Source organism: Micromonospora foliorum (genome assembly GCF_022229015.1).
GTDB lineage: Bacteria > Actinomycetota > Actinomycetes > Mycobacteriales > Micromonosporaceae > Micromonospora > Micromonospora foliorum.
Genome location: NZ_JAKKFF010000189.1, coordinates 15,506 through 33,024 on the forward strand (window position 1 = coordinate 15,506; position 17,519 = coordinate 33,024).

The following is a 17,519-nucleotide window of genomic DNA, read 5'->3' on the forward strand; positions in this document are numbered from 1 at the left end:
AACTGATGACCATCGCACTCTGGCGGCGCCTGCTGGCCGAGTTTCTCGGGACCGCCCTGCTGGTCACCGCCGTGGTGGGCTCCGGCATCATGGCCACCACTCTGTCCCCGCACGACGTCGGGTTGCAGTTACTGGAGAACTCGATCGCCACCGCGTTCGCCCTCGGCGCGCTGATCCTGATCTTCGGCCCGGTCTCCGGCGCGCACTTCAACCCGGTGGTCTCCGCGGCCGACTGGTTCCTCGGCCGCCGCGCCGGCACCGGCCTCACCGTCCGCGACCTCGGCGGCTACGTGGGCGCCCAGGTCGCCGGGGCGATCGCCGGGTCGGTGCTGGCGAATCTGATGTTCGACCTGGCCGCCGTGACCTGGTCGGGCAAGGACCGTGCCGCCGGCAACCTGTGGCTCGGCGAGGTCGTCGCCACCACCGGCCTGATCCTGCTCGTCTTCGCCCTGGCACGCTCTGGCCGCGCCGCCGTGGCCCCGGCCGCCGTGGGCGCCTACATCGGAGCCGCGTACTGGTTCACCTCGTCCACGTCGTTCGCCAATCCGGCCGTGACGATCGGACGGGCGTTCACCGACACGTTCGCCGGCATCGCCCCCGTCTCGCTGCCCGGCTTCGTCATCGCCCAGATCGTCGGCCTCGCCGTCGGCATCGGCCTGCTGGCCGTGCTCTACCCCGACGCCGGGCAGGCCGCCGACCAGGTGGTCGTGCCCACCGACGAGCGCAACCCGGCCGCCGACCAGCGCTCATGACCGCAGCCCCGCGCACCCGAACCGCACTGCCAGAAAGGCTCCTGATGTCCGACAAGCCCAGCGTCCTGTTTGTCTGCGTGCACAACGCCGGCCGGTCCCAGATGGCCGCCGGTTGGCTGCGCCACCTCGCCGGTGACACCGTCGAGGTCCGCTCCGCCGGCTCCGCCCCCGCCGACACCGTCAATCCCGCCGCCGTGCAGGCCATGCGGGAAGTCGGCATCGACATCACCGACCAGACCCCGAAACTGCTGGAGTACGCGACCGCGGAGTCGTCCGACGTCATCGTGACGATGGGGTGTGGGGACGCCTGCCCGGTCTTCCCCGGCAAGCGCTACGAGGACTGGAAGCTCGACGACCCCGCCGGCAAGGGCGTCGAGTCCGTGCGCCCGATCCGCGACGACATCCGCACCCGGGTGGAGAAGCTCCTCACCGAGCTGCGCCCGAGCGCCTGACGCCACCCTCACCGCCGCCCGCCGGCCCAACAACCGGCGGGCGGTCCACCCCTGTGAGCAGGAGCCCTTCGTGTCCGACCCGCACCCGCTGATCATCATCGGCTCCGGGCCCGCCGGCTACACCGCCGCCATCTATGCCGCCCGCGCCAACCTCACACCCCTGCTCATCGAAGGCGCCCAGTCCGGTGGCTCTCTGATGACCACCACCGAGGTGGAGAACTTTCCCGGCTTCGCCGACGGCATCACCGGCCCGGAGCTGATGGACAACCTGCGCAAGCAGGCCGACCGCTTCGGCGCCCAGTTCGTCACCGACGACGTCACCCGCGTCGACCTCACCGGCGACGTCAAGACCGTGTGGGTCGGCGAGCAGAGCTACCAGGCGCGGGCGGTCATCCTCGCCACCGGGTCCGCGTGGCGGCCCCTCGGCGTGCCCGGCGAGACCGAACTGCTCGGCCACGGCGTCTCCTCCTGCGCCACCTGCGACGGGTTCTTCTTCCGCGACCAGGACATCGCCGTCATCGGCGGCGGTGACTCCGCGATGGAGGAAGCCACCTTCCTCACCCGCTTCGCCCGCAGCGTCACCATCATCCACCGCCGCGACACCTTCCGTGCCAGCCGCATCATGGCCGACCGCGCCCTGACCAACGACAAGATCACCGTCGAGTGGAACACTTTGGTCGAGGAGATCCTCGGCCGCGACGGCGTCGTCGCCGGCGTTCGCGTCCGTGACGCCCACAGCGGCGCCGAGCGGGTCCTGGACGTCACCGGAGTGTTCGTCGCCATCGGCCACGACCCCCGCAGTGACCTGTTCCGCGGCCAGATCAACCTGGACCCCGACGGGTACGTCACCGTCGCGGCCCCCAGCACCCGCACCAACCTGCCCGGCGTCTTCGCCGCCGGAGACCTCGTCGACCACACCTACCGCCAGGCCATCACCGCCGCCGGCACCGGCTGCGCCGCCGCCCTCGACGCCGAGCGCCACCTCGCCACCCTGCCCTAACCAGCACCGGCCGCCACCCTCGCCAGAACACAGGTGGCGGGTTCCTGCAGGGGTTATCCGGCGAGTCGGGCGGTGATGTCGGCGACCGTGGCCTTGGCCGTGCGCCCCGCGCCCACCAGCGTCGCCGACGCCGACCCGGTCCAGTCGCCGTACCCCAACAGATACAGACGGGGCTCGTCCACCGACCTCGTACCGTCGGTGGGCGCCACACCCTGCCGCCACCCGGGCAGCAGCGGCGCGAGGTGGGCGAGCTCCGGGCGGAACCCGGTGCACCAGATGACCGCGTCACACGGCTGTCCGGTGCCGTCGGCCCACCACACGCCGTGCGCGTCCAGGCGGGCGAACATCGTGCGGGCATGCAGCACGCCGCGCTCACGGGCGTCGCGGACGCTGGGCACCATCACGATGTCCCCCAGGTCACTCACCCCACCCGCGGCGCCGGCGGCTGTGCGGGTGGCCACATCGAACAGCACCCGCCCGTCGACGTCGTCCGGCATGAACCGTGGCGGGCGCCGGGTGACCCAGGTGACCTCGGCGACCCGCGACACATCGGCCAGGATCTGCGCCCCTGAGTTGCCCCCACCGACGATGACGACCCGCTGCCCGCGGAACTCCAGCGGCGAGGCGTAGTCCACGGTGTGCAACTGCCGGCCACCGAACTCCTCCCGACCGGGGACGTCCGGCAGGTACGGGCACTGCCACGTCCCGGTCGCGGAGATGACGTACCGGGCCGACCAGGTGCCGGCGTCGGTCTGCACCGCCAAGCGCTCACCCGCCGGCCGCACCTCCCGCACCCGGACCGGGCGACGCACCGCGAGGTCGTAGCGCTGCTCGTAGGTTCGCAGGTAATCCACGACGTGCCCGGCGCTCGGGAACTCCTCACCGTCCTGACTTGGCATCCCCCACCCCGGCAGCGGGCTGTACGGCGCCGGAGAGAACAACCGCAACGAGTCCCAACCATGCCGCCACGCGCCACCCGGCTGCGACTGGGCGTCGAGGATGACGTAATCCAGGCCAGCACGGCGCAGGTAGTAGCCCGCCGCCAGGCCCGCCTGCCCACCCCCGACGACCACCACATCACACGATCCGGGCACCCCAACACCTCCTCCGCCACCCAGATCATCATGCCGAGACGACCCGAACGGATGCGGGAAGCCCCCAACCGAGAACCTCACCGTGATCAAGGCCTCGTTACACCGCTCTAGCCGCGGTGTTGCTGCAACGATGCAGAACGTGGGAACTGCGGAAACGATGACGCCTGCCATCTCGCCACTTGCGGGCGAACCGATCAAGCGTGCCGACGCCGAGCGGCTCGCCGCAGTGCTGAAGGCATTCGCCGACCCGGCCCGGCTACGACTGCTCAGCCTGATCCAGTCGTCTCCCGAGGGCGAGGCGTCCGTCAGCGACCTCACCGCGCCGCTCGGGCTCTCCCAGCCGACTGTGAGTCATCACCTGCGGATCCTCACCGAGGCCGGCCTGCTCGAGCGCGACAAGCGCGGAGTCTGGGCGTACTACCGGCTGATGCCGTCCGCGATCGCCGCGATCGCTGAGCTGCTGACGCCGCCCCGCAAACGCGCGACGAAGAAGACCCGCTGAACGTCGCCGTCGAAGACGGCGACCACGTCGGCTGACCGGCCTGAACCCGACACACCGTCATCGACCCACGGCAGGGCGTTCGCCGCACGTGCACATCGAGACTTCAAACCCTGCGGCTGTCACCGGCTACCACAGCCTCGGCCGGACAACGGCCTCCCCACCCCAGGCGCCCCGGGCTGTGTCACGACACGCGGCGGACCTCATCCGGCCCGAACCGCGAAACGAAGAGCCGGCCGAGGTCCTGCCAGTCCTGGACCGAAGCCCGTTCATCGGCGTGCAGCTCAAGACACTCGTCAACGGTCCAGTCCTCGTAGGTGACATACGGCTCGCACCACCGCCCGCTGCGCCACGCCGCGCGGGTGCCCTGGTGCCCTTCGGACCTGCTCATGCCGATCCAGAACAGATTCCCCGGATCGCTCCGGGGGCCAGCGAGACTCGAAAACTGTGTCGCCGGTGCCCACCTGCGCCAGGCGTGGTTGAACCCAAGCTCCAGATTCAGTTTGGCGCTGGACACCGCTTCCACGCCCTGCGCGAGCACACCTAGCGCCATCCCCTCGACCACATGCTTCACCTGCTGGTCCTTCGTCGGCATGCGCCGATGCTACGACGCGCCGCCAAAGGCACCCTTCCCCGCGACGACCGCCAACGGACCCCGGACGGCAGGCGACGGCGATACTCGCCTGTCGCCACGCCGCCCGGAACTCCACCGACGACACGTCTCAGCGGGATCCGCGCGCCCGTCCGGTCCGCCGGCCTGCCGAGGACCGAAGCGTGGCGCCTCCTGGGGCCGAGGACGGCTTCCACCGAGGGCGGCAGGCAGGCGCCCCGGTCGGCCGCGCCTCGGCGGGGCGTTCCTGCGGTGGCTTCGGATGGTGGCTGAGCTGGCGCCGGATCTCCTCCCCAGGTTTGGCAGCGTCAAGGACCAGACGCGCGGTGGCTTCCGCGGCCTCACGCTGAGACTCGGGCAGGACGCTGGTGTAGATGTCCGCGGTCAGTTGGATGGTGGCGTGCCCGAGCTGGTCCTGCACCGCTTTGAGGTCGGCGCCGGCCTCCCGCGCCAGGGTCGCCGCCCCGTGGCGCAGGTCGTGCAGCCGAATCGGCGGCAGCCCAGCCCGATCGACCAACAGCCGCATCCGCTGGGTGAGATAGCCCGGGTGGATCGGCATCCCGTCGGGTCCGGTGAACACGTAACCGCTGTCATGCCACACCTTCCCGGCCGTGGCCCGCAGGTCGCGCCGCTGGGTTTGCCGCTCGCGGTGCTGACGCAACACCCGCACCGTGTGCTGGTCCATGGCCACGCTGCGGCGGCTGGTCGCGGACTTCGGTGGCCCCTCGTGCACGTCGTAGCCGGCGGTGGTGCGCTGCCGCACCACCGACAACTGGCCCGCGTGCAGGTCGACCTCGCTCCACCGCAGGCCGGCGGCCTCACCGCGGCGCAGACCCCGCAGGGCGATCAGCCACCACAGGGCGAACAAGCCGTCGTCGCGGACATAGTCCAGGAAAGCGGCCAGTTGTGTGGGTGTCCACACCGCGACGGTGGGCCGCTCACCAGTGGCCCTCCATTCGGCGACGCGGGCCTCGGTCCACACCTGGGCCTGTGGACGAGGGCGCGAAGGTAGCTCCAGGTGGCGGGCCGGATTGGTGACGAGCAGGCCCTCGCGCACCGCGCCGGTCAGCGCCGCCCGCAGCGTCGTGTGGATGTGCTGCAACGTGCAGGCGCTCTGCAGTTGCCCGGACCGGTTGCGGGTGGCCGCGATCTGGGCGAACGCCGCGGCGAGCTGCCGTGAGCTCAGGTCACCGAGGATCAGCTGGCCGATGTGCGGGATGAGGAACCGCTCGACGTCGTGGCTGTAGTGCATTCGCGTCGTCGGCCGGATCCGGGTCCTCGTCGACAGCCAGTACCGCAACCAGCGGGTGACCGTCCAGGACCGGCCGGCCTGCTCCTCCCGGGACAACGCCAGCAACTCGTCGCGCGCTGTGCGCGCCGCCGCCTCCGATGGGTAGCCACCCCGGCGGATCCGCTCGGTCTGCCCGAGCAGATTGCGGGTTGAGCAGTGGAAGTACCAGCTGCCGTGAGCGCGTTGCGTCAGCTGCGGACAGGACGCGCCGCGCCGCCGGCCCGTCTCCGGGTCCACACACCGGCACCGCTTCACGATGACACCCTGACTGTTCATGATCCCCCCTCGACCTGGTAGGGATTCATCGTCGCCATGCCCGAGAGTGCATCGGCCGGCTTTAGCGATATTTATTCGCCATTCGTGGGGTAGGGGCGGTATAGGATTTATGCGGTTTGCATTCCGACATGATCACGTCTCGTCAGTCAGTTGAGTGTCGATCTTTAAGACACGCGGATGATGTCGTAGGAGCGACCGGACCGGCACACTGCGTGCATGTCGACTTCGACCTCGCCCAGACCTATCCAGCTAGAGACGGTGCGACCTGACGACAACGACGCGATCACGCAGGCCTTCGAGCTCGGCTGCCAATTCAAGGCTCGACTCGGTATGCAGATGCGGGGGGCCTATGAGCAAGCGGCCGGGGACGGGCACCTGCTGGTAGTCAAACAAGACGGCAGAGTGATCGGGTTCGCGCTCTACGGAACTGCCTACCAGCGAGTCCGTCTCGCCTATCTGTGCGTGAGCACGGAGCACCGCCGCGGCGGAATCGCCACCATGCTCGTGGAGCACCTCTCGGCGAAGCATCACGATCTGGCCGGCATCAGCGTCAAGTGCCGCCAGGACTACGGGATCGACAAACTGTGGATCGATCTTGGATTTCACAAGAGATCACAGGTGCGGGGGCGAAGCCACACCGGCCACCTTCTCGACGTCTGGTGGCATGACCACGGGCACCCAGATTTGTTCTCCCGGCAGGATCCGCCTCTGCTGCGAGCCGCCCTGGACAACAACATCATCCGTGACCTGGGACCGGCCCAAAGCCGACCAGGCGCCAGCGAATCGCTGTCACTGCTCGCCGACCACCTCACCGACCAACTCGAATTGGTGGTCACCGCCTCGGTCCGCCGTGAGATCTCCGACCTGGATCCCGGCGCGACAAGAGACGCCTGCGAGGAGGTAATGAGCAGATGCACACCTGCGGCGCCTGCCTCACAAGCCGTCAAAGCCGCCCAGAAGTTTCTCCTGGACCGCGTCGACGCGGAGCACAGTCCGTATCCCGCTGGGCGACGCGATGAATACGACCTACGCCACGTCGCCTCGGCCGTGGCGGCGAAGGTCGGCGTCTTCGTCACGCACGACGCTCGACTAATCAGCGTCCTGAGGAAGCCAGCCCGAGCCCTGGGGCTGCGCATCCTCGAGCCCGCCGATGTCGTCGTGCACCTCGACGAACTGACACGAGCCGAGGCATACCAACCCGTTGCGTTGCTCGGCACCGGCTACCAGCTCAAGGCCCTGGGATCGGAGCAAGACCAGGCGGTCGAGCACCTGGCCGCGACGGTCAGCGGCGAAAGCCGCAAGGACTTCCTCCGCCACATTCATGCCCTCGCCGTCGCGCGCACCCAGCGTCGTGCCGTGATCACCCCAGACGGGGACATCGCCGCCCTATATGTGACCGGCCAGCAGGGCTTCGCGCTCACGGTGCCGCTGCTGCGCGTGGCCAACCGGCCCCTGGCCGACACCATGGCTCGTCAACTGTTGCTGATCCTGCGCAACCACTGCCGCGCCAGCAAGCTCGCCGCGATCGTGGTCGATGACCCTCATATGTCACCTGGGACGCAACGCGCACTGCTCGACGACGGCTTCCAGCAAATCAACGGCAGATGGATAGCATTCGTGATCGACACCTGCGGCACGGCAGCCGACGTCGAACGGGACGCCAGCGCGGTAGCGCGCCATCTCGACTTACCCGAGCCAACCCCGTTAAGATCCACTATGCCCGCCGCTGTCGTCGCTCAACTCGAGCGCAACTGGTGGCCAGCGAAAATCATCGACACCGCGCTGCCCACCTACGTCGTGTCGATCCAGCAGCGGTGGTCCAACCAGCTGTTTGGCGTACCCACACCACTATGGCGCGAAGACCTCGGCCTCAGCCGCGAACACGTCTACTACCGCGCCGCCACAGGCGGCCCCGCCGCACCCGCCCGCATCCTGTGGTACATGAGCGGCAACACGCCAGCCGCACCCGGCATCATCGGCTGCTCCCAGCTAGAGCTGGATGTCATCGGCACACCAGCAGACCTGCACGACCGCTTCCAACACCTCGGCGTCTGGGAACTGTCGCAAATCCAAGGCACCGGGGGAAGCCAACGACGCCAAGCCCTGCGCGTCACCAACACCGAGATATTCCCTCACCCCATACCGCTACCGCGGCTGAAGGCCCTCAGCGGACCACGAACGGGCCTGCTCTACCCGCTATCACCACGCAAGATCGAACCTGAATTGTTCGCTCAACTTTACCGGGAAGGCTTCGATCAGGATGCGTGAAGAGCCACCAGCCTTACTGCTGTCCGTTCGGCCGCGGTTCGCCGAAGCAATCCTCTCAGGACAAAAAACAGTCGAGGTGCGTCGCCGCAGGGTCGCCGCCCGTGAGGGCTCTCCTGTGGTTCTGTACGCCAGCTCGCCGGTGATGGCCGTCGTGGGAACCGCGCAGCTTGAACGGTCCGAGACGCTCAGCGTGCAGGACGCCTGGAGCAGCCATGGACACGCGATGGGCATCAACCGACGCGAGTTCGATGACTACCTGGCTGGGACTGAGACAGCCTGCCTGCTCTTCCTGGCCAAGGCATCACCCTTGGGCGCCCCCCTGCCACTAAACGATCTGAGAAGCAGTCGAGCGTTCCATCCACCGCAGAGCTACCGATACGTGGCCGAATCTGACCCGACTGCTATCCGGCAACTCGCGGCCCAGTGGGCGTAAGTTGATCTACCGGGGGGTTACGTAGGAATGCTGAACGGCGAGGACGGCACCCGCGGACGCGGTATCAAGCAGGGGTCACCAAGGTGTTGTTTCCGGGCTTGATGCGACAGGTTAGCAGCGGGTGATCGGTACCCGGCACAGTCGGGGCCGTCGGCAAGTCGCGGCGAGGGAAGGCCGATATGGATCACGCCGACGAGGCGGAGGTTGCAAACCGGACCGAGGCGCTTTCGTGGGCCGCTGCCCGTGTAGGTCCCCTTCCAGCGCCACCGCTTGACACCCGGGCTCAGAGGCTGCCGATCGGTGACCTGCAGTGGGCTGACGCCGAGCGTCTGTTTGTCAGGCTGTTGGATACGGTCCAGCCGCTGCAGTTCGTCAAGCTTTTCGGTGTTCGAGGGCAGGCCCAAGCGGGGATCGATGCCTACGCCCGGCTCCCGATCGACCTGACTCCGGATGGGCAGGGCGGGCGCGACTACATCACCTTGCAGTCCCGCAGGGTTAGGTCGCTGACCCCCGCCAAGATCAGGAAGGCTGTCGATGACCTGTTGCAGGGTGAATGGGCCGATCGGACGGCGACCTTTTACTTCGCCACCTCCTTCGATCTTCAGGACACGAAGTTCGACATCATGATCCGGGAGCAGACCGAACGGTTGGCCGGGCTCAGGATTGCCTTCGTCCCGTGGGGTCTGCAGGAAATCTCCACGCTTCTAAAGGACCAGCCGCGTGTGGTCGATGACTTCTTCGGGCGGGCATGGGTCGGACGCTTCTGCGGCCAGGAGGCAGTCCAGGCCCTCGCCGGAACCCTGACGCGCGCGCTTTCTCCCGAGCCGCACGGCTTGGATCCAGCGGTCGCGGTGACACAGCGCCCTGTGGACCAACGGCGGGTTGCGGTACCACGCCGCGTCGGGCTCGTGCCTGCCCTCGCGGCGTCATTTCAGCCGCGTGGCGGGTTTCATGATGATGTCCGCCCCGGGGAGACAGTTGTCCTAACGGGTCTGGGTGGCGTCGGTAAGACACAACTCGCCGCTGACTTCGTCCGCGCCTACGGCCCAGACTCTGCCGTAGTCGTCTGGGTGACCGCGTCGTCTCGGGATCAGGTACTGGCGACATACACGGAGGCGGCTCGTGAGGTGCTTGGCCCGCAGGACAATGTCGAACTGGCAGCCGAGCGGTTTCTCGCCTGGCTGGCAACCACGCAGGATGGCTGGATTGTCGTTCTCGATGATCTGCAGACGACTGCCGACCTACGCGGTCTCTGGCCGCGAGGACCTGCTGGACGCGTCGCCGTCACGACTAGGCGTCGTGACGCCGCCCTTTCCGGATCCCAGCGACGGATCGTCGACGTAGATGTCTTCAGCGCCGAACAGGCGGTCGATTACTTGCGGTCGGCGCTCCAGCAACGCCATGTACTCGCTGACGACATCGACGGCGTTGTCGACGACCTGCAAAGACTGCCGCTCGCACTTGCCCAGGCCGCGGCGTTCATGCTTGATCGGCAGCTACGGTGCAGCCAGTACCGACACCGATTCGCGGACCGACGCAGGCGCCTGATCGAACTGCTACCCGAACCGGACGCGCTACCGGACGAGCACCGTCACACGGTCGCGACCACTTGGTCACTATCGATGGAGGTCGCAGATCGGCTTCCGCCGGCCGGCGTCGCCCGACCGTTGATGGAGCTGCTCAGTGTTCTGGACCCCGACAGCATCCTGGCCGGCCTCGTGACCGGGCACGCTGCCCGGAATTGGCTTTCCTACGCGGTGCACTCGGATGCCGGTACTGCTGGTGCGCTCACGACGATCGACATCGACACACTTCAGGACGGGCTGCTGACGCTGCACCGGCTGAGCCTGCTTCGCCACGACAGTGACATCGTCCGGGTCCATGCGCTCGTGCAGCGTGTCACCCGCGAGGAACTCGACGTCGACCGTCGTTCGTCGGTGGTCTGGGCGGCTGCTGATCTGCTGCTCGAGTACTGGCTCAACGGCGGGCATAGTTCGGAACTCGCCCTGACGATGCGGGCCAACGTCGACGCGCTGCGGCGCCATGACCACGGCGAGCTCACCGGATCGGTCGTGCACCCGGTACTGATCCTGGCCGGAGTCCGTCAAGGCGAACGCGGAGATCCGCTGGGTGCCGCCGAGTACTTCGACGATCTGCTGGCCTCAGCGATGCAGCATCTGCCGCCCCACCCGAGAATTCTGGAGATCCGCGGTCTTGCCGCCCGTTGGCGGGCAGCAGCCGGAGATCTCGTCAGCGCCATCTCCATTCACGAGGAACTGGTCGACGACTTCGAGCTCCACAAGGGGCCCGACGACCCTGGCACCATCGTGGCCCGCGCCAACCTAGCCATCTGCCGAGCTAACGCCGGTGCCCTGGCCCGAGGCGTCCAAGAGATGAAGGAGATTTTGGTCGACTGTGAGCGGCTTTTTGGGCCGCGAAACATCCACACGCTCGACGCACGGGGGCACCTTGCCGATATGTACGGGGAGGTCGGGGAGTACGAGAAGGCCCGTGCGATGTTCGCCCAACTGGCCGCCGACCGGTTCGAAACGTCCGGCCCGGACCACCGGGACACCCTCACCGCGCAGGGTTCGCACGCTCGCTGGATCATGGAATGCGGTAACCCGCGGGCGGCCATCCCACTTCTGCGACGTGTGCTCAACACGCGCCTGGCCAAGCTCGGCCCCGACGATCCCGACACACTCGCGACTCGAAGCAACCTCGCCCAAGCACTCCGAGCGGCCGGAGAGGCCCGGGAGGCGGCCGAAGAGCTGAATACCGTGCGGGCCGACCACGTGCGGGTGATGGGCTCGGATCATCCGCAAACCTTGACCGCGCGTAATAACCATCTGCTCGGCGTGTCTCTCGAGATGGACGCGGACGAGGCGGCAAACGCCTGGATGGATCTCATCGACGACAGTGAGCGTGTTCTCGGCCAATATGCTCCGACAACGTTAAACAGCATGCACAACTTCGGCGAGTGGCTCGCATACGCCGGTTACCCGGATGAAGCCGTCGGGTGGCTGCAGAACACACTTACCGGACGGACCATCGCCCTCGGTGCGGAACATCCACACACGAAGGCCACCCACGAGTTCCTCGACCAACTGCGAGGCGCGACAGGCGGGACCGTCCGGGCATAGGCCGGTCCGTCCGGTGCGAGAGCCGGTGCGCCCGATCTCTAGCCTGCCGTTATGGCAGACGAGGAAGCGCGGCCGGAGTTCGAGCAGTGGTACGACCGGGTGCTCGATGTCGGCCCAGTCGGCAACCAGGCATTCTTCGGTCGGGACGTTCTGGCGGGCCTGGTGCGTGGAATTCGGGACTTCCGACAGCACCGGCAGCAACGGTGGAAGCATTACCACGGGCCTGGAGCGACGCTGCTGGGCTGCGCGATGTGGATGGACGACCCGGATCTGCTCGACGAACTCGCCAAACTGCAGGCCGCCTGCGTGGTGGTTAGCAAGCAGTCCCGGGACAAGAAGGTGCAGCCGCAGGACCTGCCCTACAAGCTGCGCCGTCTGGCCGACCTCAACGCCCGCACACCCGGACTCCCAGTGCGCTATTTCCCCTCGCTGGAGCAACTGACCACCCTGGTCGACGGCGAGCCCCCGGTGATCGGGCCCGGGTGGTCGCTGTCGCCGGGCGACGAGACGATCCCGACCGTGCGGACGATCGGCTTCCGCAAGGGTGCGGGTGCCAACGGGTCCATGCCGCCAATCCTCCACGCCAAGCTGGCGCTGCTCGGCCGCCTCTGGGATCACGACGAGGACGACTTCGGGCCGGCCGACGTCACCGCGTTTACGCCGAAGCGACTCTGGATCGGGTCGGCAAACTTCACGGCGTCGTCGCGGCGCAGCCTTGAGTTCGGCTTCTGGACGGAGGACCCGGTGCTTCTGCGCGGCGCCGAGGCATTTCTACTGGACCTGATCAGCAGCTCCGAAGGCGTCGACCCGGACGCCGACGTGCACATTCCGGAACGGACGTTGCCGGACTACGACCTTGCGGCCATGGCGGAAGCGGCGGCAGAACTACGGCTCACCGACCTCGGCGACTAACGCCCCGCCCTCGGCCCAGCGCCAGACGGGAGTAGAGCGCACGTGCTATCCAACGGTCGGCGTCACTGCGGTCCTCCGCTGCCGGGGCCGTCTCTACAGCCAGCTCTTTATTATTGTTTGATTTCAGTGCGTATCGCCCCCGGCCAATGACGCGATGCCGGGCGGTTCAGCCGCCTGTCGTACCCCTTCGCTAGATTCTCTCTTGCGCGGCTGGCGTGTGGTGCCAGGCGGCATGGGATGCCGAGGAGGGCCGGTGCGCCTCACGCGGGTGTACGTCAGATTCTTTAAGTCTTTCAACTTCGACTACGAGCGCCGCGCGAACGAGAAGGCCGAGCGCGCAACGTGGGAGGTCCTGCCGGAGGGTTGGTATCCCCATGTGCGCCTGGACGTCGACCCGCAGATCACAGCGATCGTCGGGGCGAACGAGTCGGGTAAGAGCCACCTTCTGGACGCCATCGAGTGCGTCGTGGGCAAGCGCGAGGTTTCGCGTAGCGACTTCTGCCGCTACTCGCAGCTGTTTTCGGTGGAGACCGACGAAGTCCGGATACCCGATGTCGGCGCTGTCTTCACGGTCACCCGGTCGGCGGAGTCGGAGGTGTTGACAACACTAGGCGTGACCAGGGCGGTGGGCGAAGCCTTCCTGTTCATGCGGCCCGGCGAAGGACATCCCTTCATCCTGGCGAGCGAGGCCCTCGTCGAGCTCGACGACCCAGCCGAGGTGAAGGCGCTCGAGGACATCCTGCCGCAAGTGCTGCGATTCTCCACCAGCATCGCTGTCCCCGACAGCGTGCCGATCGCGTCGCTGTGGGGTGGCCGGCTGGGAAGCCTGGCCGACCGCCGCCTCCGCGGGGAGTTCCTAGAAGCGGCCGAGCAAGCCGACGACGATGCCGACGCGTCGGCGTTGGGCCAGCGGTTGTGGTCGTTCTTCCGCCGTCCCTTCCCCACGGCGGCCAGCCCTGAACAGGCACGTCAAGGTGAGGCACGGGCTTTGGCCAGAAAGCTGCTCATCGATGTCGCCCACATCGACGAGAGCATCTTCAAGGAACTCCAGGAGGCCATCAATGAGGGCAAGGAAGGCGAAGTCAGCGGCCTTGAAGGCAAGATCAACGAGAGCTTGGCGCGGCATCTTAATCTGTCGCGCTGGTGGAGCCAGGACAACGACTTCAAGCTCCGCGTCACCACCCGCGAACGCGAGCTGGTGTTCACCATCCGCGACCGCACCGGGGCGGAGTACTCATTCGGCGAACGCAGCCGGGGCCTGACCCACTTCCTCGCCTACTTCGTTCAGCTCCGGGCCCACCGGCCGGCCGAGGACCGCGACGAGATCCTGCTTATGGACGAGCCCGACGCATACCTGTCGAACTCCGGCCAGCAGGACCTTCTGCGCGTGCTCGAGAACTTTGCGATCCCGGACGATCGGCGCCGGACCGATCAGGTCATCTATGTCACTCACTCACCTTTTTTGATCAACAAGAACGCTGCGGATCGGCTGCGGGTCCTCGACAAAGGTGCTCAAGAAGAGGGCACCCGCGTCGTCAGGGACGTCGCCCGCACCCACTACGAGCCCTTGCGCTCCTCACTCGGCAGCTACGTTGCCGAGACAGCCTTCATCGGTGGCAAAAACCTCATCGTCGAAGGGTCCGCCGACCAGGTGATGCTGGCCGGGATGTCCAACGCGCTGCGCGTCCGGCGGCCCGAAGTCGCTCGGATGCTGGACCTCAACGAAGTCACGATCGTTCCCGCCGGCAGTGCCGACAGCGTCCCCTATATCGCCTACCTCGCCCGCGGTCGCGACCCGATCAAACCCCCGTGCGTCGCGCTTCTCGACGGTGACGACGCCGGCCGGAGAGCCGTCGCCAAATTGCGGCGCAGCGAAGCGAACCGCAAGCCGGTCCTCGACGCGAAGTTCGTCGTCTGCCTGGACACCTGGGTCACCAACCGCGCAGCCTCGGCACCCGATGACATCAAGGTGGTCGCGTCTACCAAGTCCGGTGACGTGACCGAGATCGAGGATTTCGTCCCTGTACGCATCGCGATGCATGCCGCGCGGAAATACGCCACTCGACTGCTGGGCCTCAGTGACGACGAGGCCGCCAAGCTGAAGGAAACAGGCATCAAGGCGCGGCTCGACTCAGGCCGCCCGCTGTGGGACTGCCTCAAAGACACCTTCGCCGAGGCTTTCGACGCAAGTATCGACAAGGTTGGCTTCGCTCGTGAAGTCGTCAGTTATCTCAACCACGTCCCACTTGACGGCCGGCGCCCAGCAGAGGTCAAGACGTTGGAGGACAACTTCATCGCACTCCTGAGCGACCTGACCGACCTTCTCGAAGACGCCGCGATCAGCGAGACCCAACGCCGACGCGGGAAGCGCATGGGCCGCATCGTCCGCGGATTCCTCGACGACTATCGCGACGGCGCAAGTCGTACCGTCGCCGACAGCCGCCTGCGCGAGATCGAGAGCAGCCTCGACGACTCCGCCGCCCACGACGACCTCAGAATCAAGATTGCAGCGCTACGGCGAGACTTTTCACTCCGGGCTGACCCGACCAGGACCATCATCGACTTCCCGACCTTCCGGCAACGGCTCGAAGACCTCACTCGCCAGGAGCGCCTCGCGAACCAGGATCCCGACATCGACGTAGGCCCCGGCTATTAAGCGCCTGGCCCGGGAGTTTCGTCCGTAATCCTGCTCCTGCAGGAAGAACTGTTCGCCTGTGAGGGGTGCCGGTCGTATTCTGGCCAGTTCGCCTCACATGGAAGGGCCCGGAGTGCTTGGTAGCCACCGCTCCAACAAAGCGGGGGAAACACGTGTGCGCCGGCGTCGAGTTGAACGTTTCTGTTGTTGAGGCCGATGAGTTCGGACAGGCGCAGACCGGTCTGGACGGCCAGGGTTATCAGGGCGCGGTCTCGGCGGCCTTCCCAGCGGCGGCTGGCGTTCGGGGCGGCGAGCAGAGCGTCGAACTCGTCGGCGGTCAGGAAGGACACCGTGGTGTGCCGGCCGAAGCGCGCCGGACAAACCCGGCGCTGGTCGTATCCCGGAACGCACGGAATGGGCGTGGGAGCCTGTCCGCTCCCGCGCCCTGACCGTTAGCGTGCCCCTCGGCCGGCCGTCACGCGGCCTTCACGAAGGACTGTGCGGCCGATCCGTTGCAGTCCCAGATCTGCAGTCGCGCGCCGTCGGCTGTCGAGCCTTGCGGGGAGTCCAGGCACCTGTTGGAGTTGGGGTTGCGCAACCGGTTACCTTCCTGGACCCAGTTCTGGGCGCCGCTGCCGTTGCAGTCCCAGAGCTGCACTCTCGTGCCGTTGGCCGTACCCGCGCCGGTGACGTCGAGGCACCGGCCCAACGTCCGCAGGGTCTGGCCGTCCCAACTCCACTGCTGGTCCCTTGAAACAGAAGGCCCCTGGCACGTCCACAGCTGCACGGCAGCGCCATTGCCGCCCGTGTCGTTTCCGCCCACGTCCACGCATTTGCCGCCCGGCCCGTTGATCTGCGTCGCGGGTCCGCCTGTGGGAGGCGGCGTCGTGCCCCCGCCGTCCTGGTAGTAGCGCACGTAGTCGATCGATGCGGTGAGCGGGAACTGGCTCTGCACGGGGTTCTGTCCGGGGTACGTGCCGCCCAGCGCCAGGTTGAAGATGACGTGGAACGGCTTGCGGAACTCCTCCAAGGTCGCCGGTGTCGTGTCGATCACGTGCGTTTGCACGCCGTCGATGTACCAGCGGATCTGCGCGGCCGTCCACTCGATGGCATAGACGTGGAAGGCCGCGGCGTTGTTGACGGCGGGGTTCGCGACGTAGTTGGCGTTCTGACCCGCTGTCCACGGGAACACGCCGGTTCGGAGATCCCAGAAGATGTTGTTCGTCACGGTCGCGTTCGCGTTCGCGTGTTCCATGATGTCGACCTCGCCGCAACTGGCCCAGTTGGTGGGCAGGCGGTCGTGGTAGGTCTGCGCTGGGTTGTAGGCGCTGGTGGACGTCTCGTCGCACGAGTCACCGAGCATCCAGAAAGCCGGCCACGAGCCGGCGGCGGTCGGGAGCGCCATGCGCGCCTCGATGCGGCCGTACTGGAAGGACCTCTTCGTGTCCGTCGTCATGCGGCACGACGTCTGGTAGAAGTTGCGGCCGTTGACCGTGATGGGCGTCGTGAGCCAGTTGGCGCGCATTACGAGGTTGCCGCCGGACTGCGTGCAGTTCTCGGGGCGGTACCACTCCCACTCGCCGTTGCCCCAGCCGTCGAAAGTATTGAGGCCGGGGTTGAGGCCGTTGCCGACGTTGTAGTTCCAGTTGGCGCTGCTGGGCGCGCCGGACCCGTTGAACTCGTCGGCCCACACGAGGTTCCATGCGGCGTGTGCGGGCTGCTGCTGGATGACCACGCTGCCGACCAGCGCGGTGACGGCCGCGGTGAGGAGGACCATGAGGCGCCGGCGGCTGCGTGACAGCGCTCGGTCCGCGAAACCTGCATTCCTGATCTTCATGTCGGGGAGCCTCGCCTTTCCATTGGGGATGACGGATCGACGCCATGCCCGGGGCGACCCCGCGGCCGGACACGGCGAGTGGGCGACGGACACTCCCACCCGGGGCCGACCGAGAGTGCTCTTCCTGGATGAAGTAATGCGAGCCACCAGAGTGTGAGAGCGCTCTCACGCTACCCACACGAATCAATCAGTGTCAATGGCAGATGAACGCCGTGTTGCCGGTACATTGCCAGCTGACAGGTGACTCGAGAGATAGCTTCCGATTGCTCGGGATTGTGCGGGTCGCGGTGACACGCGTACGGGGTGGCCACGGCAGT

The 17,519-nt window shown here is 67.1% G+C and carries 14 protein-coding genes; 9 read left to right on the top strand and 5 right to left on the bottom strand.

The window, feature by feature from the left end; translation table 11 throughout:
- The first annotated feature begins 5 nt into the window (after nucleotides 1-5).
- The 3 genes from PSH25_RS15180 (at nucleotide 6) to trxB (ending at nucleotide 2,204) form a co-directional block, all read left to right on the top strand.
- The gene (locus PSH25_RS15180) at nucleotides 6-752 is read left to right on the top strand and encodes an aquaporin (protein WP_238659704.1); all 747 of its coding nucleotides are present in this window, start codon (nucleotides 6-8) and stop codon (nucleotides 750-752) included.
- 44 nt (nucleotides 753-796) lie between these two features.
- Nucleotides 797-1,204 carry an arsenate reductase ArsC gene (locus PSH25_RS15185; protein ID WP_238659705.1) on the top strand — a complete coding sequence of 136 codons (408 nt, stop codon included), beginning with the start codon at nucleotides 797-799 and terminating at the stop codon, nucleotides 1,202-1,204.
- A gap of 70 nt (nucleotides 1,205-1,274) precedes the next feature.
- On the top strand, nucleotides 1,275-2,204 hold the full coding sequence (gene trxB, locus PSH25_RS15190; protein ID WP_238659706.1) for a thioredoxin-disulfide reductase: 930 nt from the start codon (nucleotides 1,275-1,277) through the stop codon (nucleotides 2,202-2,204).
- 53 nt (nucleotides 2,205-2,257) lie between these two features.
- Here trxB and PSH25_RS15195 read toward each other — a convergent pair whose 3' ends face one another.
- Nucleotides 2,258-3,298: an ArsO family NAD(P)H-dependent flavin-containing monooxygenase gene (locus tag PSH25_RS15195; protein WP_238659707.1), complete on the bottom strand. Its 1,041-nt coding sequence runs from the start codon at nucleotides 3,296-3,298 to the stop codon at nucleotides 2,258-2,260.
- Nucleotides 3,299-3,428: 130 nt separating this feature from the next.
- Between PSH25_RS15195 and PSH25_RS15200 the strand changes: the two genes are divergently transcribed.
- Complete coding sequence (locus PSH25_RS15200; RefSeq protein ID WP_238659744.1) at nucleotides 3,429-3,800, top strand: ArsR/SmtB family transcription factor; 372 nt, start codon at nucleotides 3,429-3,431, stop codon at nucleotides 3,798-3,800.
- A gap of 181 nt (nucleotides 3,801-3,981) precedes the next feature.
- Here the strand turns inward: PSH25_RS15200 and PSH25_RS15205 are convergent, their stop codons facing one another.
- Both PSH25_RS15205 and PSH25_RS15210 read right to left on the bottom strand, forming a co-directional pair.
- A complete protein-coding gene (locus PSH25_RS15205; protein WP_238659708.1) occupies nucleotides 3,982-4,392 on the bottom strand; it encodes a hypothetical protein in 411 nt (136 codons plus the stop codon).
- A 127-nt stretch (nucleotides 4,393-4,519) separates the two neighbouring features.
- Nucleotides 4,520-5,974, bottom strand: a complete 1,455-nt coding sequence (locus tag PSH25_RS15210; protein WP_238659709.1) for a tyrosine-type recombinase/integrase — start codon at nucleotides 5,972-5,974, stop codon at nucleotides 4,520-4,522.
- A 216-nt stretch (nucleotides 5,975-6,190) separates the two neighbouring features.
- Here PSH25_RS15210 and PSH25_RS15215 point away from each other — a divergent pair, with 216 nt between their 5' ends.
- From PSH25_RS15215 to PSH25_RS15230, 5 genes are all read left to right on the top strand, one after another.
- A complete protein-coding gene (locus PSH25_RS15215; RefSeq protein ID WP_238659710.1) occupies nucleotides 6,191-8,242 on the top strand; it encodes a GNAT family N-acetyltransferase in 2,052 nt (683 codons plus the stop codon).
- On the top strand, nucleotides 8,235-8,675 hold the full coding sequence (locus PSH25_RS34340; protein ID WP_502361350.1) for an ASCH domain-containing protein: 441 nt from the start codon (nucleotides 8,235-8,237) through the stop codon (nucleotides 8,673-8,675). The genes PSH25_RS15215 and PSH25_RS34340 overlap by 8 nt, the downstream gene beginning before the upstream one ends.
- A gap of 179 nt (nucleotides 8,676-8,854) precedes the next feature.
- Entirely contained in the window at nucleotides 8,855-11,818 is a 2,964-nt protein-coding gene (locus tag PSH25_RS15220) for a tetratricopeptide repeat protein (protein ID WP_238659711.1), read from the top strand.
- A gap of 99 nt (nucleotides 11,819-11,917) precedes the next feature.
- The gene (locus PSH25_RS15225) at nucleotides 11,918-12,730 is read left to right on the top strand and encodes a phospholipase D-like domain-containing protein (protein WP_238659712.1); all 813 of its coding nucleotides are present in this window, start codon (nucleotides 11,918-11,920) and stop codon (nucleotides 12,728-12,730) included.
- Between the two features lie 253 nt (nucleotides 12,731-12,983).
- Nucleotides 12,984-15,386, top strand: coding sequence for an AAA family ATPase (locus PSH25_RS15230; RefSeq protein ID WP_238659713.1), 2,403 nt, complete (start codon nucleotides 12,984-12,986; stop codon nucleotides 15,384-15,386).
- Here PSH25_RS15230 and PSH25_RS34195 read toward each other — a convergent pair.
- A complete protein-coding gene (locus PSH25_RS34195) occupies nucleotides 15,383-15,715 on the bottom strand; it encodes a tyrosine-type recombinase/integrase (RefSeq protein ID WP_372492798.1) in 333 nt (110 codons plus the stop codon). The genes PSH25_RS15230 and PSH25_RS34195 overlap by 4 nt on opposite strands.
- 125 nt (nucleotides 15,716-15,840) lie before the next feature.
- A complete protein-coding gene (locus PSH25_RS15235) occupies nucleotides 15,841-17,202 on the bottom strand; it encodes a ricin-type beta-trefoil lectin domain protein (RefSeq protein ID WP_238659714.1) in 1,362 nt (453 codons plus the stop codon).
- Nucleotides 17,203-17,519 lie beyond the last annotated feature (317 nt).